Origin of the sequence: Cohnella cholangitidis, from assembly GCF_014107495.1 — a bacterium.
In the GTDB taxonomy this organism is placed as follows: Bacteria; Bacillota; Bacilli; order Paenibacillales; family Paenibacillaceae; genus Cohnella; species Cohnella cholangitidis.
Genome location: NZ_CP041969.1, coordinates 1,297,099 through 1,323,623 on the forward strand (window position 1 = coordinate 1,297,099; position 26,525 = coordinate 1,323,623).

Below are 26,525 nucleotides of genomic sequence, written 5' to 3' on the forward strand. Positions count from 1 at the left end.
CTCTCGCTCCTTTAAACCGTTTGACTTCCCTTCCTAATTTTAACTCCTTATCTCTTTCCTGCATACATAGACGAAAGCGGGAGGGAAATTCAACGGGACGAACTGAATTCGCTCGATTTGGAACATCGAGGACATTTGATTTTTCATTTGCATGGAATATTGAAAAGCTACGAACAATCCTCCCGGTTTCAGCGACGCCGAGATTTGTTCCATCAAGACGTCCCGCAGCGGCTGGGGAAAGTTATAAAAAGGCAAACCGCTCAGTATGCAATCCAGCTTCGGAGCATTCTTTTGGGCGAGAATACGCGACAAATTGACGGCGTTGGCCGCGCATTTGAAGTCGGGATAGTCCCGCAAAAGTCGTTTTCTCATTTTCGAATCCTTCTCGAACAAATACACTTTCGTATCCGGTAGCGCCTTGCGGGAGATCGCCTGCGTGATCGCGCCGGTACCTGATCCAAGCTCCGCCACGGACTGCACGGAATGCCAGGGAATCGGGGCCACCATGCTGTCCGCGAGGAATCTCGAGCTGGGGACGACGCTTCCGATCTGCTTAGGCTTGCGAACGAACTTTCGTAGGAACAGGCGGGCTTCCTCACTTATAATCCGCATAGCGAGCCCCCCTCTTTCTCCTGAACGCCGCTGTCCTGCGCAGGACTACAGGCAACATTTTCCCAGCCAACCAGAACGCGAACTTAGCCAATAGCATTCCCGCCAAAAGATCGGCGATCACATGCTGTTTAATGAACAGCGTGGAGGCGATAATAAGCATCGCGAACGCCGCAAGAGGGATTCTCCACCTCCATCGCAACGACTGCAAGCCGAAGATCATGAGCGTGCTCGACAAGACATGAATGCTGGGAAAGCAATTATACGGTTCGTCGTTCGCGTAAACGATTGCTACCAAATGATTAAAAAATCCGGTAGATTCCACTTCGGGGCGGGGAACCGTCGTTTGAAAAAACAAATAGACGAGGTTAGACAGTAGAAGACCGATGCAAAGAGCGAGCAATAAACGATAATACTTGATTTTGTCCTGGCGCAAGACCAAGAAAAAAACGAGAAACAGGAACGGATACCAGAGCATATAGGGCGCCGCGAATTCCGAAATAAAAGGCGTGCTCCTATCCACTTCCGTTACTAATGACAGAACGTTTCCTCCGGGGTGATTTTGCATTACGTAAAAGAAGTTAATAACAGGAACGGCTAGCAGTCCCAGCAAAGGTTTGTAAGCTGACATGCGACTCCGCGCGTTCGGGCTGATGCGTTCTCTCTTTTGTAGTTCCATCGTTCCACTCCTCCATCAAGGGTTGATGAAACCCATCATAGAGAACAATCCTTAGGAACTTCTCGAGAACATTCTGAAGAATTAATAAAGCTGAACTTTCGCGTTAATGCATCCCTCGAAATAATCAGCATTAAAGGAGCAAGCTTGTCCTTATTCCGTCCGATCCTTTCCATGCCGTCGGGATGCATGCAAAGCAACAGCAATCTCAAGTACAATGCAGTAAATTTCTCGAAGCGCTTAGATGGCAGTTTCCTTTGTTCAAACCCCAAGCCGTGGGTTAACCCCCGATGAAGCATGGTCACTCCGACCAAAGCTTTCACTTGGGACAAGTCCGTTCGCGTTTCAAGCGCCTCGTTAATTTCCATAAGAGATTTCCGCACCAATCGCGCTGTCTGCATCGCCGCTCGAGTCGCGCCGACTTTCATGGTCATCTCGTGTATCATGCGGTTGTTAAGATGCAGTTCCCCGACCAGGTCGCCTTTCGCGATCCGCGTGCCGTCCGCGCAAACGATGTCGCCGCCTTTGTGCTTTTTAACCAATAACCTGCAAATCCCGGCCTCCATCGCATATTCGCTATTAAGGTCCATGAGTCGTCCTATCGTTTTTTCCCATCTCAGCCAAACCCATTGCCTTGTATTCGAAATTCCTCTTCTTCTATTCGATAAAGCCCTCGTAGAACTTTTGCCCCCTACCGCCAATTCCGGTTGATTATTCAGCATCGCGTTTCCACCTTCGCCAACGATTCCGCCATTGCTGGTCGTTGACTTCATTCTATCCTTCCGCCGGTACCGCCTCCCATCGCTTCGCGTCGGGTTTGTCTCCTATCTTTTGTCTAGTATCGGTTAGACTTAGGTCTTGATGCTGTACAAATCGGCTGAACGCGAAGCTAAGCACGCAAACAAGCCCAGCACCGTTATTCGGGTGCTGGGCGGGTTCCGCCAATTGATCTTGGACATGTTGGTTAACCTTAACAACCTTACTCCGCGTTCAATGCGTCAAGAATGCGCTGAGCTAGCGCATCTCCGATCGAAACGGCCTTAAAGTCGTCCGCGCTTGCTTCCTTGATCGCTTTAAGCGAGCCAAAGTGGCTCAGCAGCTGCTTGCGGCGCTTCTCTCCGATGCCGGGGATGGCATCCAGCCTCGACGCGACCATCGATTTCGCTCTCTTCTCCCGGTGGAACGTGATCGCGAACCGATGAACCTCGTCCTGAATGCGCTGCAGCAAGTAAAATTCTTGGCTGTCGCGCGGCAACGGAACGATTTCCGGCGGATCGCCTACAAGCAGCTGCGCCGTGCGGTGCTTGGCATCCTTAGCCAGCCCGCATACGGGAACGTCCATGCCGAGCTCGTTCACCAGCACGTCGAGCACGGACGCGATATGTCCCTTTCCTCCATCGACGACGATCAGGTCGGGCAGCGGCAAGCCTTCCTTGAGCACGCGCTCGTATCGGCGCCGCACGACTTCCCGCATCGACTCGTAGTCGTCCGGTCCTTGCACGGTCTTGACGTTATACTTGCGGTATTCCTTCTTATCCGGTTTGCCGTTCGTGAACACGATCATCGCGGACACCGGAGACGAACCTTGAATGTTCGAGTTATCGAACGCTTCGATACGATTGGCGTTAGGAATGCCGATCCAACGCGCCAAACCTTCCACCGCTTTCACGCTGCGAGATTCGTCCCGTTCGATCAGGCGGAATTTCTCTTCGAGCGCGACCCGGGAGTTGTCGCAAGCCATCGCGACGAGCTGGCGCTTCGATCCGCGGCGAGGCACCGCCACCTTGATTTTCAACCAGCGGCGCAACGATTCTCCGACCTCCGCCGCTTCCCCTTCCTCGGCCGAATCCGCAGCCGCATCTTCGCCGTAGGGCTCTTTAGCCTCAGCTACCAAGCTAACTCCTTGCCGAGCATCCGGTCCATCAGCGTTCAACGCCTGCTCTTCCCCCGCTTCAGGGGGAGGAGGCAGCAGCATTTCTCGCGGAAGCGCCGGGTTATCGCTATAGTATTGGGTAACGTAGCTTAAAAAATCATCGTATGCTTCCCCGTAATACGGAAAAACGGACATGTGACGCTGGATCATTTTCCCCTGGCGCATATAGAGAATTTGCACGCACATCCAGCCCTTGTCGACCGAAAAGCCGAACACGTCTCGATCCATCGCATCTGCCATGTTAATCGTCTGCTTCTCCATCAGCGCTTCGATGGCGACGATCTGGTCGCGGTACTCCTTCGCGCGCTCGAATTCCAGTTCCTCGGCCGCGATTTCCATCTTGCGCTTGAGATCTTTTTTAATCTCCGCATGCCCGCCGTTCAAGAACCGGGAGATCTCTCCGATCATCTCTTCGTACGCGGACTGCTCGACCGGGTATTCGCAAGGCGCCACGCACTGCCCTAAGTGATAATAGAGGCAAACTTTGTCGGGCAACGTATTGCATTTGCGCAAAGGGTACAACCTATCCAGAAGCTTCTTCGTCTCCTGCGCGGCGAAGGCGTTCGGGTATGGACCGAAATATTTGCCCTTGTCCTTCACGATCCGCCGGGTCACTTCCAGCTTCGGGTGCGCTTCGTGGGTGATCTTCAAATAAGGAAAAGATTTGTCGTCCTTAAGCAATACGTTGTAACGCGGAAAATGCTCTTTGATCAAGTTGCATTCGAGGATAAGCGATTCCGTGTTGCTTGCGGTGACGATATATTCGAAGTCCCGGATTTCCGAGACAAGCTTTTGCGTTTTGCCATCGTGGCTTCCCGTAAAATAAGAGCGGACGCGGTTTTTAAGCACTTTGGCTTTTCCCACGTAAATAATTTTTCCTTCATCGTTTTTCATCAGGTAACAGCCCGGCTGATCGGGAAGCAACGCCAGCTTATGGCGAATGTTTTCCATCGCTTTGTCGCGATCGGCCAGTGAATGATTCAGGATGTCCACGTACGGCACCTCCTCGGTAAATGGCATAAGGGGCAGAACACCCGTTCCTCCCATTGTAGCATATTTGCGGGTTTCGTTTCCTTATCCGATTGTTGGTTGTCGCAAACTTGTCACCTAAGACAATCAGGAATACTTTACAACAAAAAGCGATGTTGGGTATACTGTAGTTATCGAATGTGTCAGGAGGCTTCCCATGGAAAACGTAAGAGATCCCCGCCAGCACATCAACGAAGAGCCGCGCGACGATTTAATGGATACGGCAGTCGGCTTCGGAGCCATGTTCGGCTTCATGTTCGTTGTATTTACGGTAGCGGTTGTCGTTAAATTTATTATTTCATAAGCTCGCATGCCTAAAAGCCGCCAAGGAGCCGATAGCTCCTGGCGGCTTTTGCTTTGCCCTTATTTAATCAAACCCAGCCATTGCCAATAAGGCACGCTTGCCATGACCGCAACGATAACCGCCGCGGCATATCCCAGAGCGACCCATTGTCCTTGGCGATGATGGAACGACTTGCCTTCCGCGCTGTAATAAGCAGTTAAATAAGTCGGAGATTGATAGGCGAAAAAGAACGGATCCGTGCACAGCAAGACGACGAATACGAGCACCCACGGATGAACTCCCGCCTGCTCCGCCAGCGGAATCGTCGCGATGACCAGCAAGATTAGCGCGGGATCGTCCCGCACGACGAGGGTCACGAGGAACGACACCCCCATCACCGCCGCCAAGAACAGCATAGGCGAGGAGAGAAACATCGACATATGTTCTCCCAAGAACGAGGATAACGCTTCGATAATGCCTAGCTGCTTCGCCGCCTCCGCGAAGCTGAACGCAATGCCGATGAAGATGAGGAACGTCCAATCCATGCCTGTCTTGAGCGTCTGCGAATCCAGCGTCCCCGTGGCGACAAGCACCGCAAACCCTAGCAGCATGACCCACGCGTTGTCGAGCCCGTGAAGAGGCTGGGCGATCATAAGCAGAATGCTTCCGACAACGGTGAGTACGGTTACTCGCTCTTGTTTCGTTAGCTTGCCCAGAAGCCGCAGCTGATCGTCGAGCACCTTCTGCGAGATCGGCTTGGCGGACGACACCTTGCGAAACTTCAGGAGCAAGAAAACGAGAATGAGCACCGTAAAAATAAGAAAAGCCGGCAACGCATACAGGAACCATTGAAACCAACTCGGTTGCTTAACCCCGTCGACTAGGCCGAACGCCATGACGTTACTGTAGGAACCCGTCAGAACGAAAGGCGCCGTAAACCCGTAGAACACCATGGCCGCGAGCCCTAGGCCCGCCGCCCCGTCGCTTCTGTCCTTAAACCCCATCGAGTCGGACAAGGTACGGGCTATGGGAACGCCTAAAGTGACTTTAGCCGAGGAGGAAGGAATCAACGGATTCAACAAAGCGCCGCCCGCCACGACGCCCCACAATTGTCCCCGATAGTTGGACGGAAATCGTTTGAGCGCATGGAGGGAAAGTCTAAACAGGATCCCCGACTTCGTAATGACCGCCCCGAAAGCTAGAATAAACAGCATGTACAGCCAAGTCGTCGAGGAGAATCCCGATAAAGCGATTTCCGGCGTCGCCAGGTCGCCCAACACCCAGAACATCGCCATGAACAAAGCAACGAGGTAGTCCGCTACGAGATTAACGATCCATAAAGCGACGGCGGCAATGCCGATGCCGATAAAATCCATCCCTTGTCGCGACAACCCTCCGAACGGAGGAGAGAAATGAAAGAAACCCAAACTGAATGCGACAACCAACACGCATATAACGATGCTCCAGCTCCGGTTTTTCAACAAGTGGTTCGCTTTGGAGGCCAGTTCGTTCGTTTTATGCCTCTCCATTTTTTGTTTGGCAGCCCGATACGCGCGCTCTTCGGCTTCTCCCGTCGCCGCCGTACGATCGGATAGAGACGATGCCAAAGCTTCCGCCATGGACAAATACTCCAATGCCTTTACCTTCCGATCCAGCTGCTGGCAAATTTCGGCTCCGATCTCATACAGGACGACCCTTTGATCGAGCGTGAACGGCATCGGACTATTCTCCAAAGCCTGCTGCACCTTCGTAAAACCGGCTTCCCTTTGTCGAGCGGCGCAATACCGCAAATACCGGTCCAGCACGTTAAATTTAGCGAACAGCAAAGTCGCGGGACACGGATCCAAATAACGATATCCATCGTCCGTTTCGGGAGCTTGCGCGGCAAGGTTCAACGCGGCCTCCCACCGCTCGTTAACCGCATAAAGCTCGATAGCCTTGCCCCATTCGGAATCGCTAATCCAACTATCCGCGGCTTGGTCCAGCCATTCGTCTAATTGCTCGTCCGTTCGTATCGTTTTCCATAATCCAAGCAAAGCAGGCTTCGCAGCGGCATTAACGGTCCATTCCGGCATCGCTGCCGGGGAAGGCTCCAGCGTAAAAAATTCCGAGCCTTTCCGAATATGATCCAGCAAATTCTCGGCCGAGTCCCCCTTGAATAGCGCGAAAAGGAGTTTCCGATTCATACGCGGCAACAACGAACAAGCGCACAGAATGTCTCTCATCTCGCCGGAATATTGGTCAAGCTCCTGCAGGATCCATTTGTCCTTGGCCTCGTTAGACACTTGCAATCTATCGTTAGTCTGAACTAATCTTTGCGATAATAGCGAAATAAAATAGGCCGATATCGTCGGCTGCTCCATAATCAGCTTCTCGAATATTTCCTTGTCCATGACGAACAGAACCGATTCCGTCGAAGTAAGCGCGGTGGCCGATCGGGATTCGCCTGTCAACAGAGCCATTTCTCCGAGGATGTCTCCCTCGCCGAGAACCGCAAGCGGTTGACTGCTTCCATCCGCCGTTTCCATGGACAGCTGGACTTTGCCGCTTTGAATGATAAACATGCCGTCACCCGGATCGCCTTGCCGAAACAACAAGCTCCCCGCCGGTCTGTTCTGCTTATCCAGACGACCAAGTACTCTCGCCAGCTCCATGTTCGACAATCCTTGAAACATCTTAATACCCGTAAGCGCCATGTCGAAAATTCCTCTTGAGAAATGAGATTAGAAGCCTATTTTACAATATGTAACCTGCGATGAGTATTAACCAAAGTTAATCGGCGTCTACTTTCGATAAAAATAAAGATATAGATTGCCGCTGTTTTATTCCATCTCTCGATGCAAATCGTGCTACTTCGAATTTACATACATACAGAATGTATGTTAAGATTCGGTTATAAACCTGCGAAGGAGAATGCGGCTATGAAAATTTCCAGCTTTTATCCGGTTATTTTAACTAATCAAGTGGCTTTAAGCGCCGAATTTTATCGAAATCAGTTTGGGTTTGAGATCGTATTCGAGGCCGAATGGTATATAAGCCTGCGATTGCTCCGGGATACCGAAACTTCGTTCGAGCTCGCTATCCTGGAATCCGGCCATCCTACCGTACCGACTGCATACAGACATTCGGTGAACGGACTAATTCTCAACTTCGAAGTGGATGATGTGGACGCGGAGTACGAAAGACTTATCAAGCGGGAGAAGCTTCCCCTGCTGCTCGATATCCGGGACGAAGAGTTCGGACAGCGGCATTTTATCACAAGCGATCCAAATGGCGTATTGATCGATGTGATCAGCATTATCCCGCCTTCCACCGCGTATAGCGAAAAATACAATGAGAAGCCTTGGCTGGATAAGAACGCGGGCGGTGGATTGCTCTCCGTGGATTAAGGTCGCTGGTTATCAGGAGACAAGAACGCGCTCGAGATATCGAAGCTTATGGAGAAATGACGGAAAACAGGAGAAGGAAACCGACATGAAAAAAAGCAAGGAGAAGCGTCCGAAACGATTGTCAAACTGATACAAGTAGCCTGGAAACACTTTACGGAGTATGGGTATGCGGAATCGTCCATGGAAGAAATCGTGGCGGAGGCCGAACTGACCCGAGGCGCTCTTTACCATCATTTCGGCAGCAAGAAAGGCTTGTTTCAAGCCGTGCTTGAATCCGTTCAGACGGAAATCAGCGAAAGGGTAGAAGCAGAGGCGGCCCGAAGCGATGATGCATTGGAACAACTTATTCTAGGCAGCCGCGCATTTGTCGCGGCTGCCGTTGAACCGCGCATTAGACGAATATTGCTCATAGACGGTCCTGCCGTATTGGGTTGGGAAGCTTGGAGAAGGATGGACGAGGAGAACTCGATGCGGCACTTGCGCGAGCAATTGGAGCTAATGCAGCGACAAGGTTGCCTTAAGCCGGTACCGTTAGATGCATTGACTCATTTTGTCTCGGGCGCCCTTAACGAATCCGCGTTATGGATTGCGCAAAGTCCGGATGCCGATCAGTCGCTGGAGGAAACGATATCCGTTATTTCTCATTTTCTGAAAGCTTTTGCACATTGAGTGAATAAACCGCTTAGCTGAACAGGCTGCCGATAATACCGGCAGCCTGTTATCTGCGGAGCTATCTATAAAGGGATAATAGCAATACCAGATGCCTTATTTCCTACTTTTATCGTCTTAACAACCTTATTATCCCTGATTCTAATCACGGATACGGTGTCTTCTCCAAAATTAGCCGCATAAGCATATTTACTATCTTGCGTAATAGCAACGATACCGGGTTTGATTCCCACCGGGATTGTAGCTATTACCTTGTTACTTATTAGTTTGATAACGGAAACCGTGTTATCCCCTTCATTGCCGACGTAGGCGAATTTATTGTCAGGGGTTATGGCCACGCCGACCGGACTACGGCCGACTCGAATCCTTTTTAGGATCCTTCGGCTGCGAACGCCTATGACCGATACGTTATTCTTCGTGGTGACGTAAGCTAATTTGCCGTTCTTCGCGAAAGCAATTTGATCCGGACCGACGCCGGCTTTTATCGTATCGACGACCTTGTTGTTTTTCGCATCGAAAATCGAAATCGTATTGCTGTCTATATTGCTTACGAATCCTAAAGTTCTTAAGCCGATCTTCTTGGGAGTAACGGTTACTCCTACCGGTCTTTTTCCGACCCTTATCGTTTTAACGACTCTTTGTTTCTTCGGGCAAATTACGGAAACGGTATTGTCAGCCGAGTTCGTAACGTAGACGAAGTTTCGGGAAGTCCCTACGTCCGATGGAGCGTTTCCGACCCGGATGGTACGGATAATCGTATTTGTTTTTCTTTTGATCACTTGTGCGGTGTTATCGCGTTTATTCACAACATAAGCGTACTTTCGATCGGGTGTAACGGCAATCTCGAAAGGTCCGCGGCCGGTCTTGATCGTTGCCTTGACTTTTTTGGTTCGGGTATCGATCGCCGACACGGAATCATCGTCGAAATTCGTGACGTACGCGAAATGAAATGATGGCGAAGGCCTGCATACGGTCAAGGGACTAGCCCTCCTTTATTATGATGTAATTTAGTCTATTAATTTGCTTAAAGGAGCGACACGGCGATCCGCGACAGCTTGAGATATAGGGTTTCAAGACGCAACCGCGAGTTGCGGAGCGCCGGCAACTAAAACGGTCTTTACTTTCGCCAGACGATAATCGAATAATGAATCATAAAATCCGAAAGGTTGTTGTTGAATGATCTTTGGAGAAAAGTTAAAGACGGAGAGAAAAAAGAAGGGATGGTCTCAAGAGGAACTAGCCGCAAAGCTTTTTGTTAGCCGGCAGTCCGTATCGAAATGGGAAAACGGCCTGAACTATCCGAGTATTGAAGTCATCATTAACTTAAGCGATCTCTTTGGAATAACGATCGACGAATTACTGAGAAGCGACGAGGAGCTGACCAAGAAAGTGATTAAAGACAGCAAACGATTGGCTTACCCCAAGTCAAAGTTAATGTTCGATGTCTTGTTTCTAGTCGGCGTTGTTTTGTTAATCCTGAAACTGGGAATCCTCCTCTTGAACAAAATAACTCCTTTGGACATTCCGCTTCCCGGGGGATCGTTTTTTTGGAATTTTGGATCTCTCATCCTAATGGCGGGAGCAGGAATGGGGTCCGGGATCCTCAAAGATAAATATAAAAAAGACTAACGGTCCGTTTCAGCCCGAATCGCCCCAACGCCAGGAAGCCCGCTTCGATAAGCGGGCTCCCGGGCTATATTCGTATGGAAGCTCTAAGCTTCTTTTTGTCCTGTTTTAACGACTCGGATGGAGTCGTCGTAACGTTTGCGTTCCTTGCGTTCGATCTGAACGATTCTGCCGTCGTGGACGACGATGTTCACCTCGCCATACTCCAATCCGTTTACTTGCTCGGCAATGCGCCCCAGCCAACGATCATCCACTTCTACCGGTTTCGCCATCTCATTTCCCTCCCAGAATAGTTTCCATAGTTTGAAATCGACTCAATGTTCCTGGCTCATGCGGCTCTCCAAGATCGATTTCGCGACGAGAGTGATAATCGCCAATACCATCAATAACGAAGCAACGGCAAACGCTGCGCTGAATTGGTACTCGTTGTACACGATTTCGATATGCAACGGCAAGGTGTTCGTCTCGCCCCGGATATGACCGGAGACGACGGATACCGCACCGAACTCTCCCATCGCTCGCGCATTACACAAAATCATGCCGTACAACAGTCCCCACTTGATATTGGGCAACGTTACCTTGAAGAAGACGCGCCAACCGCGAGCTCCCAAGCTAACCGCAGCTTCTTCGTCTTGAACGCCTTGCGCCTCCATGAGAGGGATAAGCTCTCTGGCTACAAAAGGGAACGTAACGAACATGGTCGCCAACACGATCCCCGGCGTCGCGAAAATAATATTGATGTTATGCTCATCCAGCCATGGGCCCAAAAAGCCTTGAGCGCCGAACAGCAGGACGTAGATAAGTCCACTCACTACTGGAGAAACGGCGAACGGTAGATCGATTAGGGTTATGAGCAGGTTTTTACCGCGAAATTTGAATTTCGTAATGGCCCATGCCGCCGCAACCCCGAATATCGTGTTCAATGGAACGGCAATCGCCGCGGTAATTAGAGTCAGCTTGAGCGCCGACATCGCATCCGGATCGGAAAGCGCGGATAGGTACGCTTCCCACCCTTTGCGGAACGACTCGGCAATAACGGATACCATCGGAAGAATGACAATCAGTCCGAGAAACAGAAGCGCGATTCCGATCAAGATATAACGTACCGTTCTGGATTCCGTTAAGTGAGGCTTTATTGGCTGGCTTTTCCCCGAACGGGGATTCGTAACGATTCCCGCCATGTCGATTAACCTCCTTTAACGGAGCGCAGGCGTCGATTGCTCCATCTTTGCAAGATGTTGATGAAGAGCAACAATACGAAGGAAATCAAGAGCAGCACGACCGCTACGGCAGCGGCTTGGCTGTATTCGTATTGTTCAAGTTTCGTAATGATAAGTAGAGGGGCGATCTCGGTTTTCATCGGCATATTGCCGGAGATGAATACGACCGAGCCGTACTCCCCGATGCCGCGCGCGAACGCCAACGCGAACCCGGTCAGCAACGGAGGAATCAAGTCCGGCAAAATCACTTTGAAGAACGTTCTCGCACGGTACGAACCGAGAAGCACCGCCGCTTCTTCCATATCGGATTCCATGTCCTGCAGAACCGGCTGAACCGTCCGGACGACGAACGGAATGCCAATGAAGATCAGCGCGAGCGTAATACCGAGCGGAGTGTAAGCAACCTTAATGCCGAGCGGCTCAAGGAGCGATCCTACCCAACCTTTCGGAGCATAGATCGTCGTTAAGGCGATCCCCGCCACGGCGGTTGGGAGGGCAAACGGCAAATCGATAAGACCGTCTACGATTCTTTTGCCGGGAAACTTGTATCTCACTAGCACCCATGCGAGCAACAGACCGAACACCAGATTAACCAAAGCCGCGAAGAAGGCGGTTAACAAACTAAGCCTGTAGGAAGCAACGACCCGGGGATCGGATACGGTATCCCACCACTCGGAGGGGGACAGCTCTGCCGACTTCAGCGCCAGAGCCGCCAATGGAATCAGTACGATCAAGCTCAAATACAGGACCGAAAATCCTAATGTGATGGATAACCCAGGCAATACCCGGTCTTTCTTGCGACGAAGTAATGTCATATGCCCGCCTTAACCTCTCTTCTCGGCCCTTGGTTAGGAACCCGGCGTATAAATTTTGTCGAACGTTCCGCCATCGGAGAAATGTTTTGCTTGCGCTTCCTTCCACCCTCCGAAATCCTGGTCGATCGTTAACAGATTCAATTGTCCGAATTGGTCCTTATACTTATCGGCAACCGATTGAAGGCGCGGACGGTAGAAGTTTTTAGCCGCGATTTCCTGTCCTTGCTCGGTGTACAAATACTTGAGATATTCTTCGGCCGCCTCGCGGGTGCCTTTCTTATCCACGTTCTTATCCACGATCGCTACCGGAGGTTCCGCCAAAATACTGATGGAAGGCGTTACGATTTCATACTCGTCGCCGAACTCCTTCAGCGCCAGATAAGCTTCGTTCTCCCAGGCAAGCAACACGTCGCCGATTCCTTTTTCAACGAACGTCGTCGTCGAACCGCGCGCTCCCGTATCCAGAACCGGTACGTTTTTGAACAGCTTCTTCAGAAATTCCAACGTTTGCGGTTCGTCGTAGCCGAGCGTCTTGGTCGCATAACCCCATGCCGCAAGGTAGTTCCAGCGAGCTCCGCCGGACGTTTTCGGATTCGGAGTAATGACTTGGATGCCGTCTTTAATCAGGTCGCCCCAGTCCTTGATTGCTTTTGGATTTCCCTTGCGAACCAAAAACACGATCGTTGAAGTATAAGGCGTGCTGTTTTGTTCGAATTTTTTCTGCCAATCCGCATTCACTGCGCCTGCGTCCACGATTGCATCGATATCATATCCGAGCGCTAACGTAACGACGTCCGCTTCCAATCCGTCGATTACCGCGCGGGCTTGCTTGCCCGAACCGCCGTGGGATTGCTTGATCGTAACGTTGCCTCCCGTTTTTTCTTTCCAGTAAGCCGCGAAGCTCTTATTATATTCCTCGTAAAGTTCACGCGTCGGATCGTAGGACACGTTAAGCAATTCGATGTCTTTCGGAGCGTTGCCGGGCTCGCTTGCAGACGCGCTAGGACTTGCGCTTGCGTTGGAGCTGCTTGCCGAGGCAGGTTCGTTGTTGTTTTTGGATCCGCATGCTGCCAATACGGTAATAATCAATGACGCGATAAGTACCAGTTGGAGGTTTTTAAATGTTTTCATTTTCATGCACCCCTAATTTTTAGTTGTTTGAACGATGGAATCTCGCTTGTCTCCGGATGGCCGTTCCGGTCGATCGACTAACATACAATTCCGATACATCTTATAATTCCTACCTGTTTAGTAGGTTATTGAAGTCATAATAGCAGGTGATCTTGCTTACTGTCAATAAGTGCTATAAAAAAAATTGATAAATCTTTGTTGAAACAAAAAAGAGCTGCCCCAATGGGGCAGCCCTGTTATTATTGCGATATTGTTACGAGCCCCGTTGATTGCGGCCTCTGACATGAATGACATCGACGAAAGGACGTACGCGATCCATCAGACGTTGACCCTTGTGCATCTCTTCGCCTTCCTTATGGGTAAAGCTGAAATGTCTCTCCAAATCTTCGAGGCCATGGTTCGAGGTGTAGAAAGTCGGCTTGCGATTCATCCGATGGTTCAGAATCGCTCCGAGCACGTGATCTCTGACCCACGGGGTCAAATTCTCCGCGCCGATATCGTCGAACACGAGCAGATCGGCTTCTTTCATGAGCGTGATCGTCTCTTTGAGCTTTTGCGGCTCGAACATGAGCGCTTTGGCATCCTCGACGAACTCCGGCATGTACACGATAACGCCCGAGAAACCTGCCTTAGCCAGCTTCTGAAGCATATATCCCGCCAGATACGTCTTGCCCGTTCCGAAATCCCCCGTTAAGAATATTCCTCGCTTTTGCAACCCTTCGTTGATCGTCGTCCGGACATAGCTGTGCAATTGATTCACGGCAACCAATCGGTTGGCGTCCAGCTCCAGCATCTCCGCCTCGTCGTAATCCTCTCCCAAGACGGTTTCATCGACGTAAAAGCTCGTAATTCTGCGGCGGATTTGCTCTTGTTGCTCATTAGCCGTCCACTTAGAGCAGGCGGTTTTATAATCGTTAATCTGCCAACGGCCGTTGATTTCCACGCAGCTAATCCCCGTCGAATGGCCTTGCATATCGTTCGGGCATCGGGCTAATCCCGGACATTCTTTGCAGGCCCGATATTCCGTGGTCATCTGATAGAGTCGATTTAAATTAGACCGCAATACAGCGTCGTTCAGCTCGGGATACCGGGAGCGCAATTTCAGAACGAGCGGATCGTTTAATACCTGACTGGCGATTTGTTCGGCGTTTCCCCTACCCGGAAACGCAGGCATATGGCGCAAAGCCTCTCCTAAAGATTCCATTTCCCGTCCCTCCTTCCGCTTAAGTCGTTCGATTCCTACTCTCTAACCGTTAGCTTTTCCCCTTCAACTCTCTAGCGAGCTCAAGCATCCTCTCAAGCTCTTCCGGCGTAACCTCTTGAGCCGGTCCGGTATCCTTAACGACCGACATAGCCGGCTTCCGTCTCGTATTTCGCCCTTGCGCGCCGTAGGAACCCGCTCCCGCCCTCGCAGGCTCTTCGCCCTTCCGCTTACGCTCCAGCGAGGCATTCAGCTTCTCCTGCTCATGAATGTACATAACGGCTTTATCCAGCGTATCGATTCCTTTGGCCAGCATGTTGGACGCAATGGAATCCACGAAAGATTTCGTTAATCTTTGCGCACGGCTTAACGAGAACACGTAATGGATAAGAACGTTGATGACGGGCTCGGGCAGCTTATAGTTGATGTCTATCCGTTCGAAAATACGAATGAAGGCGTCCGGAACGGCTCCCGGAAAATAGCGTTCAAGCATTCTCGTATACGGCTCTCGCCGCAGCATCTCGTTATAACGGGCGACGGAAACCTCCCCATTAAACCGCTCGGGGATTTCCAATTGCAACGATGAACTCGTCGTTCCCTGAACATCGTCCTCGAACGGCTGGCGTTCTTCGCCTCGCGCGAAAAACCGCTCCCGCTCCTCTTCCCGTTTGCGATCTTGGCGATACATAAGATTGGCACGGATCTGAAGCTCGTCCCAATTCAAAGTGCCGTCCGAATGGAATATCCCATCTTCGTCGAGAAGCCGGCAAATTTCGGGTACTTCCAAATTAAATTTATAGGATAAATAATTTAACTGGGCCATGGACTCGGGCGCGCGATTAAGCCGCTCCACGAATCCCCGATTGGCCGAACCTCGCGGAAATCTCAACATCATCTCGCTATGCCGGATGTTTTCCTGCGGTTGAAAGGACGGCGCTCTTTCTTTGGCGGTGGCGCTTTCCGCCCATGCGCTCTCGAGCTCCGGGTCCAACGTTCCGGAACTGATCCGAAACATCTCATAGAACGGCACGGTCGCCTCTTCCCGATTAACGAATCTGGCAAGCTCCGGCGGTTGCCGGGAAATGAATCCTTCCCGCAGCTCCAGTAACGCGCTTTTCCCTATTTTGTCTCTTAACAGGAGCGTCAGATGAACATTGGAGAAAAACTCGGCCGAGCTGAGCGGCTGAAGAAGCACGTACTCGTATATGGATTCTTCCGTTAACGGATTATGATTGCGGTACACTTGCAGCAGCCCTACGGCTTCAAGCCGCGAAGCCGCGTCGATAGCCGTTTGGCGACCAACGGCGTTCAATTCCAATCCCAACCCTAGGAATAGCTTGCGTTGCTGTTCGATCGAGGAATGCCCCGCGCAGTCCTCCGAGAATTGATGATAGAGCAGCAGATAGAGAGCAGCGGAAATCGCCCCCACCATCGGCTGATAGAGGGATATAAACACTTTGCGGTCCAATCCGCTAAGGGCAAAATCGCGACTCGCAAAATAACGATGGTTTTCGGTAAATTCCATAATATTCGACACGCGCATAGCGGGATCGACAACTCTTTTCCCTAAATAATGATTGTTCTATTGTAGCACAAATCGCCCCGTCCGAAGAGATGTAAAAATAGACTCCTAGAGCGGCGCGATAACCGGAAACACGCATCCGTCATCCTCGTTCCCCGCTCTTCGGGAGTCTATCGGTCTTCTATTCTCTTATCGTCCGAGCGGTTTTCTCCGAAACGCGAAAAACCCATAGTCGATAACCAACGTAATTAACGGCAAGCGAGCATGCCACGGATAGGATTTTGGCGAACGCGGGCTCTATTCCCCAACTCTCCAAGCCTAACAAGACCAACGTGGCCGCGCCGAACGACAGCAAGTTAACCAGAATAAAACGTACAAGCTCCCCAGCGCTTCGTCGTTCCTTCACCTGAAACGTCCAGTAACGATTCAGCAAATAACTGTTGGCTACTCCCGCGACGTAGGAAATACATTGGGCCCAAAACGTCCCAAAACCTATCCCGTATACCAACGTACAAAAAACAGCGAAATCCACCCCCGTGTTCAACCCGCCCACGATCGCGAATTTCGCTATCTTTTTACTTTCCGATAATCGGAGCATCATACTCCTCCTGACCGAACTTAGAACATTTTGTAACCGCCGCGCCGCAGCGCCCGGATCGACCAGCCGCTTAAGTATGCGCCCACAGCTCCCGCTATGATCAATATCATATCCGACACGAGCAGCGACTGTATATTTTCAGTTACGCTTAAGTCATTCTGCCACAATTGCCAAATGCCCAAAGGCGTGACAATGATCAGGAAAAGCCATAGCGGAAACCAAGTCGTCTTGATTAACATGTTCAATATGAAACCGATGCCGAAAAAAAGCACCAGACAGAGCAACGAGCCGACGATTCCGAACAAAATCCCGCCGAGTATTCCACCGGTCATGATAGGTCCCTCCAAAATAGTGTACTGTACCAGTTTACAAGTTGGTTTCGCGTCAGTCAACGAGCAGGGTGTGAATGGGATGTGAACAAAACGGAAGGGAATTTCATTTTTCCCGCCAGCGACGCGGATATGGGTTTGCCCCCTTCCTCCCAATTGGGCTACAATGGGAAAAGCATGTTGGACAAGGAGTGATCATTCATGAGCGAAGCCGCTCAAACGCTGGATGGCTGGTATGTATTGCACGATTTGCGCAGTATCGATTGGCAAGCTTGGAATGCCGCATCGCCTGCGGAGAAAGATACCGCTTTGAACGAGTTGTCGAAGCTCGTTTCCGATTGGGAAGCGGTCGAAGCCCGTAAAGAGGGAAGCTTGGCGATCTACTCGATCGTAGGACAAAAAGCGGATCTCATCTTCATGCATTTGCGCGAGACGTTAGAAGAGCTTAACGCGATCGAGAACGCGTTTAACCGTTCCAGCTTCGCCAAGTATACCCTTAAAGAATATTCTTACGTCAGCGTCGTGGAGTTAAGCAATTATATGGCGGCTCCAGGCGTCGACCCGCTGCAAGTGCCGGAGATCGTCGCCCGTTTGAAGCCGACCCTGCCTAAGAGCAAACATATTTGCTTCTACCCGATGAACAAGAAACGCGACCTTCAAGACAACTGGTATATGCTTCCGATGGAAGATCGCAAAAACCTGATGAGAAGCCACGGCATGATCGGTCGCGGTTACGCGGGCAAAGTCAAACAGATCATTTCCGGATCGGTCGGCTTCGACGATTGGGAATGGGGCGTCACATTGTTCGCGGACGATGCGCTGCAATTCAAGAAACTCGTATACGAAATGCGCTTCGACGAAGTAAGCGCCCGTTACGGAGAGTTCGGCGCATTCTACGTCGGCAATATTCAGACTAGCGAATCGCTGACCCGATTGCTGAGCAACGAATAGAACTTTCGGGTTCGCAATAATAAAGTCCATGCACTCTCCGATCCGGAGAAGCATGGACTTTTATTTTGCTCACATGCTCAAACCTGATCCTTCAGCAATCGTTCCCCCGCGATTCCCGGAGTCGTCATTTGCACCGGATCCAAAATTTCGTCCATCTCCTCGGGAGTCAGCAAGCCTCTTTCCAGGATCAATTCCTTGATCGTCATCCCCGTTGCCGTAGCCTCTTTCACCAATTGCGCCGCGACGTCGTATCCGAGATGAGGATTCAACGCCGTCACGATGCCGAAGCTCTGCTCGACGTATGCCCGGCATCTGTCCCGATTAGCTTCCATGCCTTCAAGGGCATACCGGTAAAATACGTCCAACGCTCTTTGCATGACCTGAAGCGATTGCAACAAATTGAAGGCGATGACGGGTCCCATGACGTTAAGCTCGAACTGCCCGGCTTCGGAAGCCATGCAGATCGTATGGTCGTTGCCCATGACCTGAAAGGCGACCTGGTTCACGACCTCGGCCATGACCGGATTAACTTTGCCCGGCATAATCGAAGAGCCAGGCTGTCTTGGGGGAAGCTTAAGCTCGTTTAACCCGACGTGAGGGCCGGAAGCCATCAATCGAATATCGTTGCATATTTTGGACAAATTGACGGCGCACACTTTTAATGCCGCCGACAGTTCGGTATAGGCGTCGGTATTCTGCGTAGCGTCCACCAAATCCGCGGCGGAGTGAACCGGAATGCGAAGATCGTCCGCCAAATGCTTCACGACAAGCTCGATATACTCCACTGTCGCATTCAGTCCGGTTCCAACCGCGGTTGCGCCCATATTAACGGAGAGCAGACCCTCGGCAGCCCTGGCGATTCTTCCGATATCCCGAGCCAGCACTTTGGCATACGCCCCGAACTCCTGTCCCATCCGAATCGGAACCGCATCCTGCAGATGGGTTCGACCCATTTTGATGACGTCGTCGAATTCCGCTTGTTTCGTCGCGAAGCCCTGTTGCACGACCCGCATCGTCTCCAGCAGTTGACCTGTCAGGACGTGCGCGGCCAATCTCAACGCCGTCGGAATCGCGTCGTTCGTGGATTGCGACATGTTTACATGATTATTGGGATTGCAATGAAAATAATCGCCTTTTTTATGCCCCATAATTTCCAAAGCCCGATTCGCAAGAACTTCGTTCATGTTCATGTTGATCGATGTCCCGGCTCCGCCCTGAATGGAATCGACGATAAATTGATCGGCCCATTGCCCTTGGGCGACTTCTTCGGACGCCTGAATAATGGCTTGTCCGATTCCGTGCGGAAGCCGTTTAAGCTCCATGTTCGCTTGGGCGGCGGCCTTTTTCACGCGAGCTAAAGCAATGACCAGTTCGGGATGGACGGGTACGCCGGTAATCGGAAAATTTTCCACGGCTCTAAGCGTCTGGATACCGTAGTAAACCGCGTTTGGAACTTCTTTGCTTCCAATAGAATCTTTTTCAATCCGTGCAGTCATCGCAATCTCTCCCTGATTGAGTTATGTATCCCTATTCTACACCGAATAGAGCGTGCCTAACAAAAAACCGGATTCAGCTCCCTACTGCCAAGGAGATCCGAATCCGGCTTCGCATTATTCCTCTTCGTCGTCCAATTCGCGCATCTGCGCTTCCCATTCCGCACGGCGCTTTTCTTCCAAATACTCTTGCGTCATGCGGTCTCTCGCCCGGCCTTTCTCTTTAAGCCGTTCGATGCCGGGTTGGATGAGAAGATCCACTTCCGCTTGAACCGTCGCCGCCAGGTCGTATCGGCTTTGCGATTCCAAATAAGAGCCTACTTCCATCAGCGCGTTGTAGCGGTCCAGCTCATCCCGAGTCAGCAGGCCCCGCACTTGCACGCTGCAGTGTCTCATTAGAAGAACTTGCCTTTGCGCAATACTAACGGAATACCGCCGATAATGAACAGGTAACGAATGTCGATTGCTTTTTTCAACCATGCCGCCACGCGGCCTTTATATTTCTTGCCGAAGGCAATGCCGATCGCTTCGCCTTTGCCAAGGGATGCAACCGTACCTTTGTTGGAGAAAGAGTAAGTTTTCAACGGTTGGTTACGAATCGACGCAACCAAGTTATGCGCGCAGTTCACGCCTTGTTGCATAGCCATTTGCGCGGTCGGCGGGTACGGACGTCCTTCCGGGTTAAAGACAAGGGAGTTGTCGCCCAGAATATATACGTTATCGTGGCCTGGAGCGCGCAGGAATTCGTCTACCTTCACGCGTCCTCTCATCGTTTCGAAGCCCGCTTCTTCGATGAGGCGGTTACCGCGTACGCCGCCGGTCCAGATAACCGTTTGCGATTTGATCTCTTCGCCTTCTCCGACGATTACGCCGTCAGGAGTACATTCTTTAATGGCCGTGCCGATGCGGAACGTAACGCCCTTCTTCTGAAGAACTTGCATCGCGTATTCGACCAATTCAGGATCGAAGCCCGGCAACGCCGTCGGAGCCGCTTCGATATTGACGATCTTGACGAGCGCAGGGTCGACGTCGAATTGTTTGCACAGTTCCGGAATGCGATCCGCCAATTCTCCGATAAACTCGATACCCGTAAATCCGGCGCCGCCGACTACGAACGTCAGGTAATCCGTACGGTGCGGCTCGCGTTTGAAACGAGCGAATTGGTATTCGATATGCTCGCGGATCAGGCGAACGGAGTTGATGCTGCGGATGTTCATCGCGTATTCGCCGAGTCCCGGGATGCCGAACGTTTCCGATTCGCCGCCCAGACCGATGATCAGGTAATCGTAAGACAGCGTTCCGTCTTCAAGAATGACTTTTCGGTCTTGCGGGCGAATTTGCACTACCGTCGATTTCACGAAATCGATTTTGAATTCGTCGATCAATTTGGAAATGTTTACGCGCGCGTTTTCCGGATTGTCCGTACCTGCCGCCGGCATATGCAAGTGAGTCGTAATATAATGGTAGTCATGTTTGTTGACCAGAGTTACGTCCGCTTCATTATAATTTAATTCCTTTTGCAGTCGAAGCGAGGTTAACACGCCGCCGTAGCCTGCTCCCAGAATCACGATTTTAGGTATACTGCTCATTGATGATCCCATCCAATCCCTGTTTGTGTTTAGTTTGTGAAAAATTACACAATGTTCTCCGTTATGTCACAAAATAGTGCTCCACACAAATGATCATATAAGCTTTTCCAACAATTTTCAAGGTTCTTTTTCACGAATTAATTTGGACTTCTTTACAAAATCCTTTTCATGCCACGGCCGCAAGATTATAATGGATACGTTTAGTTAACGTTTAGTTCCTAAAGATTTGGCATGATTAACGGAGGTGTCACCCTTTTGAATCAAAGCAATGTATCTGCCGTAGACGTCGTCATTATCGGCGGAGGCCCTGCCGGGATGTTCGCCGCCTTCTATGGCGGAATGCGACAAATGTCGGTCAGTCTTATCGAAAGCATGCCTCAGCTAGGCGGCCAGCTCGCCGCGCTATACCCTGAGAAATACATCTATGATGTCGCGGGGTTTCCGAAAGTAACTGCTCAGGAACTGGTCAACAATTTAAAGATTCAAATGGATCATTTCCAACCTCAATTGTACTTGGAAGAAAAAGTTGTCAAGGTGAGTAAATTAGAAGAACGTCTCTTTGAAATTGTTACCGATAAGCGCGTTCATCATGCACGAGCCGTTATTATTACGGCAGGAGTCGGAGCTTTCGAACCGCGGCGGTTGGAATTGCCGGAAGCGGCTCAATACGAGAAATCCAATCTTCATTATTTCGTCAGCGATCTTGAACGTTACCGCGGACAGAAAGTTCTCATCAGCGGCGGCGGCGATTCCGCGCTCGATTGGGCGCTTATGCTCGAGCCTATCGCGGAGCAAGTCATACTGGTGCATCGTCGCGACAAATTCCGCGCGCATGAGCACAGCGTCGAGCTTCTAATGAAATCCAAAGTTAAGGTCGTCACGCCGACGGAAATTACGGCCTTGCACGGAGAAGGCTCCATTAGACAAGTAACGCTCACGGACGTCAAATCCGGCGCGACTAGCGAATACGATGTCGATGCGGTCATTATCAACTTCGGTTTCGTCAGCTCGCTCGGACCGATAGCGGAATGGGGACTTCATATCGAAGGAGGATCGATCGTCGTCGATTCTCGCATGGAAACGAATATTCCCGGCATGTTCGCCGCCGGCGATATTACGACATACCCCGGCAAGCTTAAGCTCATTGCGGTTGGATTCGGAGAAGCGCCTACGGCGATCAACAATGCTAAAGTGTATGTGGATCCCGACGCTAAGCTTTCTCCCGGACATAGCAGCAATATGAAATTATAGAAACAACAAAAGGGCATCCTACTTAAGGAATTCCGGATTTTCCGGACCTTAGGAGGATGCCTTTATGATTTGTCCTGTATGCAACGCATTGAACCCCCTAGAGGCCTCTTGTCCGAAGTGCGGTTCCGCAGCCGAAGACGAAGGTCGTTGGAGCGATTGGAGCGGCCCCTACTCCCCCTATGAACCCGCGCTGACAAGCGCAAGCGCATTCGTCCGGGAGACGGTTTGCCAACATGCCGTTCGCTGTATCTCCTGCCATTACCCTTTTAGCGTCGAAGTTACAGGATGGCATGTCTAGAAAACCCGCTCTTCAGGGATAGTCAACTTTCTTCTTCTGATTTCCGATCGCAATAAGTGCACGAACTCTCTTTCCAACCGCAAACGGAGCGCGCTTCGATAAGCATCCAACAATAGATCATCAGGCAGCAGAGGCAACATTGCCCACACCCTTTCCTTAAATTAGGAACTTTGTGAAGGCATCATAGCACGTCCTAAACTTTACGGACAAGCCCTCAAGTTATCCACAGAAGGGTGTGGGCAAAGTGTGGGTATATTGTTGAAAAATGCTGGAAATCCTTTGTCGGCAATGTGCAAATTGTGGATGAAGTTATACACAATTTGTCGGCAACTTTTTCTCAACGATCATCATAAATAACTTTCATAACCGCAAATTATTCAATTAGAGGAATCTATAGAAAACGCTGTCGGATCAAGCGGTTTACTGCGGTCGCGTATTGACCTCTAGCATCCAAATATGTCCGTTTCGGTCGATTCCATAATCATACCCAAGCGATCCGATCCCCGGAAAACGGCTTTCCAACAGCATTGTGGAAGCATTCGTCAAATGTCGCATTTCCCGTTTCTTCGTTTTGACGAGCTTTCCGGACAGGGAACGGCTTATTCCTTGCGCCGCGGTCAGCTGGGTTCCGCCCCGGCATAGGTTCGTTACGAACAAACCGGGTCTAGCCAATCGTCCAACCATCGATCGGTATGTCCATCTTCCGTTTTCCTTCACGTATTTGACCCTGTAGTCAATCGGCCGTCCTCCGATCGTGGCCAATCGGATTCCTCTTTGAATCAAATAAGCGCGTTTTTTGCGAGTAGCATTCAGCGCGCGTTGCAATCCGCTAAAGCTGGAGTAAGTACGACTAGTAGACTTATGAGTTAGTCTGTACGTGCTTCCCTTTCTTTCAACTTTAATGACACCGATTCCCCCTGCGCCGCGAACCGGCTTTACGACGACCATGCCGTATCTGGATAGCATTAGCCGCAAATTCGCGGTATTCAGCAGCCGCGAAGCCGGAATATGCCTGGAAATATAAGGGTTGGAAAGCAATGCGTTGGTCTTCAGCCACTTACTGGCCAATTGTCGACTTATCGTAACCTCCATCCATTGAGGCTCCTTTCCTACGGGTATATCTCTATACATACTCCGTTTGACGGACAGGTTCTTGGATGGATGACGCCGGAAATTCGCCCCTCTTTCGATCGCCCTCTCATTCGACCATGCCGGCTTACCCGGTCACCCGAAATGATGGACAGCGGCGAATACCATCAACTTTCCCGTTCGGGGAGGCTCTGATTGTTCGTATACCTTGCAGCGTTCGTAACGGTTTAGCTGTTCATCCAACAACTGGGACAGACGCAGCACTTGAGGATGGCTCATATCCGCGCCGTTCTGCACGAAGGCCAGCACCATTTTGTTGCGAAGATTTTCTATTCTCCGTCTCATTTTTCTTATTCTCGTTTTGTTCTCCATCTCGAAATCTCCTTTACGAACGATTCCGTTCATCAACACTCGGATTGTTAATTGTATCTTTATGATAAACTTAAAGTTTTTGTAAAGTTCAGGGGGAAGTGTTAGATAATTGTTAGATACACCTAAATACGCAAATCAAAACAAAAAAGACCCCCATAACGGGTTAGTCTCGGACTAATCCCGTTATAGAGGCCGTGAATGAAGCATAAATCTTAGATCAGCAAGGTTCCGCCGCGGGATTGCCCGCTTCCGTAGCCGTTCTGAAGCTCGAGCCGCATCCGCATGTTGCCGTTGCGTTCGGATTCTGGATCGTAAAGCCGCCTCCCATGGCGGATTCCTTCCAGTCGATCTCGAGGCCGTTCAAATACTTCATGCTATCCCCGTCAACGACGACTTTCACGCCGCGAATGTCCATTTCCTTGTCGCCGTCGTGCATTTCGTCGTCGAATCCCATGCCATAAGAGAATCCGCTGCATCCGCCTTCTTGAACGCCAATGCGCAGAAACAAATTCGGAGTTTCTTCGGCTGCCAGCATTTCTTGAATTTTATCCGTAGCCGATTCGCTGATGTTTACCATATCCGGTTCCCTCCTTAGAGCTGCTTTCTCTCTTCAGTATACTCCAGAGAGCTTTAAGCCTCAAGTGAGGTATCGCCCGCAAGTTGCTGGGCGATCGCTTTAAGTTCGATCCGGCAGCGGAATTGTCCCTGCTCGTTTTGCAAGAAATCGGCCAGTCTCCGAAACACCATTGCCAGCTCCGGTCCTGAAGAATCCGTATCCAGCAAATAACGGAACTGATCGGCCGACAACTCCCGCAACCGACCGCGATCGAACTCCCGACCGCCGGATTCGTGCATTCTCTTCCATTCTTTCGAAGGTTCGAACTTGTCGGAACGTCTCACGATCTGTTCGTATATACGTTGTTTTTTCAGCCACATATAATATTGGATTGGGTTTGATAAACTCCAAGCCTGACTAAGATCTTTAATCGTGTACGCCGCCCTGTACTTTTGAAGCGTTTGGATTTTCTCTTCCACGTCCAACTTCTCCAGCTCGCTGAGTGGTAAAATATCCGGTTTCATTTCCATGCACCGCCTCGTTCAATATTGTCATTTTAAACATAACCATAATTTGGCTTATTATACAAGTTCATTCCCTATTTTGACATCGTTTATACGTTTTCTATTTCCAGTTGCCGAGGATAATATTGAGGTTTATAATGTTTACAGTTGTTCACCTAAGGAATTGCACGTTTTCATGATAAGTTATTTTTTTCACAAACCCTTCACGAACATTATTCGCACTTATTATGAAACAGATTAAGGGTTACAGGAGGCTCATCACATGACGCTCGTTACGACGCACCCTGATCGTCAAATGGCGGAAATCGCCGACAAGATCAGGAACGGACAACGGTTATCACTTGAAGACGGCGTATTTCTCTACCGTTCCGATGATTTGTTGACGATCGGACAATTGGCCAACGAGGTTAATTTAAGAAAGAACGGCAAGAAAGTTTATTTTATCGAAAATATGAGCCTCTACTTCACGAACGTATGCGAAGCTCATTGCGCGTTTTGCAATTTCCGCAAGGACGAAGGACAAGAAGGTTCTTATACGTTATCGCCGCAGGAAATGATCGATTACGTGGAACAACACATTCATCCCGGCGTTCGCGAATTCCACATCGTCGGCGGACATAATCCTAACGTACCGTTCGATTACTATGTGGAATCGATTCGCGCATTAAAGATCAAGTATCCGAACGTGACGATCAAGGCGTATACGGCCGCCGAAATCGAGTTTTTCTCCCGCATCTCCGGCTTAAGCTTCAAGGAAGTGCTGGAACGTCTGATCGAAGCCGGGCTGGAGACGTTGACCGGCGGCGGCGCGGAAATTCTATCCGATCAATACCGTAAAAAGATGCGCGTGGACAAAGCCAATATCCAACAGTACCTGGATGTGCACCGCACGGCGCACGAACTCGGCTTGCGGACGCATACGACGATGCTGTACGGTTCCATCGAGTCGTTGGAAGAACGCGTTCAGCACATGCTTCATATTCGCGAGCTTCAGGACGAGACGAACGGCTTCCAAGTATTCATCCCTCTCTCCATGCAGCCGATAAGTCCCAAAGCGAGCATTCGCCGCAGGAACTCCGCGTACGACGACTTGAAAGCAATCGCGATCAGCCGGTTGATGCTCGATAATATTCAGCATATTAAAGCTTATTTCATTAACATCGGAACGCAATTGACCCAGGTAGCGCTTACAATGGGCGCCTCCGATGCGCACGGCACGATCGTTCGCGAGAAAATCAGCCACGCGGCTGGAGCGTTGACGCCGGCCGGCATTACCCGCGAGGACTTGGTTTGGCTAATCAAGGGAGCAGGACGCATTCCGGTCGAGCGCGATACGTTCTACAACGAAGTGAAAATATACGAATAACACGGA

Annotated in this window: 29 protein-coding genes; 7 read left to right on the forward strand and 22 right to left on the reverse strand. The window is 50.6% G+C overall.

Features of this window, described 5'->3' with window-relative positions; genetic code table 11:
• Positions 1 to 39 precede the first annotated feature (39 nt).
• The 4 genes from FPL14_RS06370 to uvrC form a co-directional block, all read right to left on the reverse strand.
• On the reverse strand, positions 40 to 612 hold the full coding sequence (locus FPL14_RS06370) for a class I SAM-dependent methyltransferase (RefSeq protein WP_182302222.1): 573 nt from the start codon (positions 610 to 612) through the stop codon (positions 40 to 42).
• On the reverse strand, positions 596 to 1,288 hold the full coding sequence (locus FPL14_RS06375; RefSeq protein WP_182302223.1) for a phosphatase PAP2 family protein: 693 nt from the start codon (positions 1,286 to 1,288) through the stop codon (positions 596 to 598). Before FPL14_RS06375 ends, FPL14_RS06370 begins: the two co-directional genes overlap by 17 nt.
• A gap of 35 nt (positions 1,289 to 1,323) precedes the next feature.
• Complete coding sequence (locus FPL14_RS06380; RefSeq protein WP_182302224.1) at positions 1,324 to 2,058, reverse strand: YkoP family protein; 735 nt, start codon at positions 2,056 to 2,058, stop codon at positions 1,324 to 1,326.
• A 206-nt stretch (positions 2,059 to 2,264) separates the two neighbouring features.
• Positions 2,265 to 4,169: an excinuclease ABC subunit UvrC gene (uvrC, locus tag FPL14_RS06385; RefSeq protein ID WP_229263946.1), complete on the reverse strand. Its 1,905-nt coding sequence runs from the start codon at positions 4,167 to 4,169 to the stop codon at positions 2,265 to 2,267.
• 235 nt (positions 4,170 to 4,404) lie between these two features.
• On the opposite strand from uvrC, the gene FPL14_RS06390 reads away from it, so the two are divergent.
• Positions 4,405 to 4,551: a YqzM family protein gene (locus tag FPL14_RS06390; RefSeq protein WP_182302226.1), complete on the forward strand. Its 147-nt coding sequence runs from the start codon at positions 4,405 to 4,407 to the stop codon at positions 4,549 to 4,551.
• Between the two features lie 59 nt (positions 4,552 to 4,610).
• Here the strand turns inward: FPL14_RS06390 and FPL14_RS06395 are convergent, their stop codons facing one another.
• Positions 4,611 to 7,226 carry an SLC13 family permease gene (locus FPL14_RS06395; protein WP_182302227.1) on the reverse strand — a complete coding sequence of 872 codons (2,616 nt, stop codon included), beginning with the start codon at positions 7,224 to 7,226 and terminating at the stop codon, positions 4,611 to 4,613.
• A gap of 225 nt (positions 7,227 to 7,451) precedes the next feature.
• Here FPL14_RS06395 and FPL14_RS06400 point away from each other — a divergent pair, with 225 nt between their 5' ends.
• Both FPL14_RS06400 and FPL14_RS06405 read left to right on the forward strand, forming a co-directional pair.
• Positions 7,452 to 7,919, forward strand: a complete 468-nt coding sequence (locus FPL14_RS06400) for a VOC family protein (protein ID WP_182302228.1) — start codon at positions 7,452 to 7,454, stop codon at positions 7,917 to 7,919.
• Positions 7,920 to 8,036: 117 nt separating this feature from the next.
• Entirely contained in the window at positions 8,037 to 8,588 is a 552-nt protein-coding gene (locus tag FPL14_RS06405; protein WP_182303878.1) for a TetR/AcrR family transcriptional regulator, read from the forward strand.
• Positions 8,589 to 8,653: 65 nt separating this feature from the next.
• Here the strand turns inward: FPL14_RS06405 and FPL14_RS06410 are convergent, their stop codons facing one another.
• A complete protein-coding gene (locus FPL14_RS06410; RefSeq protein ID WP_182302229.1) occupies positions 8,654 to 9,565 on the reverse strand; it encodes a YVTN family beta-propeller repeat protein in 912 nt (303 codons plus the stop codon).
• A 199-nt stretch (positions 9,566 to 9,764) separates the two neighbouring features.
• Between FPL14_RS06410 and FPL14_RS06415 the strand changes: the two genes are divergently transcribed.
• Positions 9,765 to 10,217: a helix-turn-helix domain-containing protein gene (locus tag FPL14_RS06415; protein ID WP_182302230.1), complete on the forward strand. Its 453-nt coding sequence runs from the start codon at positions 9,765 to 9,767 to the stop codon at positions 10,215 to 10,217.
• An 83-nt stretch (positions 10,218 to 10,300) separates the two neighbouring features.
• Here the strand turns inward: FPL14_RS06415 and FPL14_RS06420 are convergent, their stop codons facing one another.
• From FPL14_RS06420 to FPL14_RS06455, 8 genes are all read right to left on the reverse strand, one after another.
• On the reverse strand, positions 10,301 to 10,486 hold the full coding sequence (locus FPL14_RS06420; protein WP_182302231.1) for a YezD family protein: 186 nt from the start codon (positions 10,484 to 10,486) through the stop codon (positions 10,301 to 10,303).
• A gap of 42 nt (positions 10,487 to 10,528) precedes the next feature.
• Positions 10,529 to 11,395, reverse strand: a complete 867-nt coding sequence (gene cysW, locus FPL14_RS06425) for a sulfate ABC transporter permease subunit CysW (protein ID WP_182302232.1) — start codon at positions 11,393 to 11,395, stop codon at positions 10,529 to 10,531.
• Between the two features lie 5 nt (positions 11,396 to 11,400).
• Positions 11,401 to 12,249 carry a sulfate ABC transporter permease subunit CysT gene (gene cysT, locus FPL14_RS06430; RefSeq protein ID WP_182302233.1) on the reverse strand — a complete coding sequence of 283 codons (849 nt, stop codon included), beginning with the start codon at positions 12,247 to 12,249 and terminating at the stop codon, positions 11,401 to 11,403.
• A gap of 33 nt (positions 12,250 to 12,282) precedes the next feature.
• Positions 12,283 to 13,380 carry a sulfate ABC transporter substrate-binding protein gene (locus FPL14_RS06435; protein ID WP_407644644.1) on the reverse strand — a complete coding sequence of 366 codons (1,098 nt, stop codon included), beginning with the start codon at positions 13,378 to 13,380 and terminating at the stop codon, positions 12,283 to 12,285.
• Between the two features lie 253 nt (positions 13,381 to 13,633).
• Positions 13,634 to 14,584 (reverse strand): ATP-binding protein, encoded by a 951-nt coding sequence (locus FPL14_RS06440; RefSeq protein WP_182302235.1) that lies wholly within the window; start codon positions 14,582 to 14,584, stop codon positions 13,634 to 13,636.
• A gap of 49 nt (positions 14,585 to 14,633) precedes the next feature.
• The gene (locus FPL14_RS06445) at positions 14,634 to 16,106 is read right to left on the reverse strand and encodes a DnaD domain protein (RefSeq protein ID WP_229263805.1); all 1,473 of its coding nucleotides are present in this window, start codon (positions 16,104 to 16,106) and stop codon (positions 14,634 to 14,636) included.
• A 178-nt stretch (positions 16,107 to 16,284) separates the two neighbouring features.
• The gene (locus FPL14_RS06450) at positions 16,285 to 16,701 is read right to left on the reverse strand and encodes a GtrA family protein (protein ID WP_229263806.1); all 417 of its coding nucleotides are present in this window, start codon (positions 16,699 to 16,701) and stop codon (positions 16,285 to 16,287) included.
• 20 nt (positions 16,702 to 16,721) lie between these two features.
• Positions 16,722 to 17,033, reverse strand: a complete 312-nt coding sequence (locus FPL14_RS06455; RefSeq protein ID WP_182302238.1) for a YuiB family protein — start codon at positions 17,031 to 17,033, stop codon at positions 16,722 to 16,724.
• A 198-nt stretch (positions 17,034 to 17,231) separates the two neighbouring features.
• Between FPL14_RS06455 and hemQ the strand changes: the two genes are divergently transcribed.
• Positions 17,232 to 17,981, forward strand: coding sequence for a hydrogen peroxide-dependent heme synthase (hemQ, locus tag FPL14_RS06460; RefSeq protein WP_182302239.1), 750 nt, complete (start codon positions 17,232 to 17,234; stop codon positions 17,979 to 17,981).
• A 77-nt stretch (positions 17,982 to 18,058) separates the two neighbouring features.
• On the opposite strand, the gene aspA is transcribed toward hemQ, so the two are convergent.
• From aspA to FPL14_RS06475, 3 genes are all read right to left on the reverse strand, one after another.
• Positions 18,059 to 19,477, reverse strand: a complete 1,419-nt coding sequence (gene aspA / locus FPL14_RS06465; protein ID WP_182302240.1) for an aspartate ammonia-lyase — start codon at positions 19,475 to 19,477, stop codon at positions 18,059 to 18,061.
• Positions 19,478 to 19,591: 114 nt separating this feature from the next.
• Positions 19,592 to 19,870 (reverse strand): hypothetical protein, encoded by a 279-nt coding sequence (locus FPL14_RS06470; protein ID WP_182302241.1) that lies wholly within the window; start codon positions 19,868 to 19,870, stop codon positions 19,592 to 19,594.
• Positions 19,870 to 21,063, reverse strand: coding sequence for an NAD(P)/FAD-dependent oxidoreductase (locus FPL14_RS06475; RefSeq protein ID WP_182302242.1), 1,194 nt, complete (start codon positions 21,061 to 21,063; stop codon positions 19,870 to 19,872). Before FPL14_RS06475 ends, FPL14_RS06470 begins: the two co-directional genes overlap by 1 nt.
• A gap of 255 nt (positions 21,064 to 21,318) precedes the next feature.
• On the opposite strand from FPL14_RS06475, the gene FPL14_RS06480 reads away from it, so the two are divergent.
• Positions 21,319 to 22,314, forward strand: coding sequence for an NAD(P)/FAD-dependent oxidoreductase (locus tag FPL14_RS06480; RefSeq protein WP_407644645.1), 996 nt, complete (start codon positions 21,319 to 21,321; stop codon positions 22,312 to 22,314).
• A 294-nt stretch (positions 22,315 to 22,608) separates the two neighbouring features.
• Here the strand turns inward: FPL14_RS06480 and sda are convergent, their stop codons facing one another.
• From sda to FPL14_RS06505, 5 genes are all read right to left on the reverse strand, one after another.
• Positions 22,609 to 22,752: a sporulation histidine kinase inhibitor Sda gene (sda, locus tag FPL14_RS06485; protein WP_182302244.1), complete on the reverse strand. Its 144-nt coding sequence runs from the start codon at positions 22,750 to 22,752 to the stop codon at positions 22,609 to 22,611.
• Between the two features lie 280 nt (positions 22,753 to 23,032).
• A complete protein-coding gene (locus tag FPL14_RS06490; protein ID WP_182302245.1) occupies positions 23,033 to 23,704 on the reverse strand; it encodes a YheC/YheD family protein in 672 nt (223 codons plus the stop codon).
• A 132-nt stretch (positions 23,705 to 23,836) separates the two neighbouring features.
• On the reverse strand, positions 23,837 to 24,073 hold the full coding sequence (locus FPL14_RS06495) for an aspartyl-phosphate phosphatase Spo0E family protein (RefSeq protein ID WP_182302246.1): 237 nt from the start codon (positions 24,071 to 24,073) through the stop codon (positions 23,837 to 23,839).
• Between the two features lie 217 nt (positions 24,074 to 24,290).
• On the reverse strand, positions 24,291 to 24,650 hold the full coding sequence (erpA, locus tag FPL14_RS06500; RefSeq protein WP_182302247.1) for an iron-sulfur cluster insertion protein ErpA: 360 nt from the start codon (positions 24,648 to 24,650) through the stop codon (positions 24,291 to 24,293).
• Between the two features lie 53 nt (positions 24,651 to 24,703).
• Positions 24,704 to 25,159, reverse strand: coding sequence for a hypothetical protein (locus tag FPL14_RS06505; RefSeq protein WP_182302248.1), 456 nt, complete (start codon positions 25,157 to 25,159; stop codon positions 24,704 to 24,706).
• A 256-nt stretch (positions 25,160 to 25,415) separates the two neighbouring features.
• On the opposite strand from FPL14_RS06505, the gene mqnE reads away from it, so the two are divergent.
• Positions 25,416 to 26,519 (forward strand): aminofutalosine synthase MqnE, encoded by a 1,104-nt coding sequence (gene mqnE, locus FPL14_RS06510; protein ID WP_182302249.1) that lies wholly within the window; start codon positions 25,416 to 25,418, stop codon positions 26,517 to 26,519.
• Positions 26,520 to 26,525: the final 6 nt, after the last annotated feature.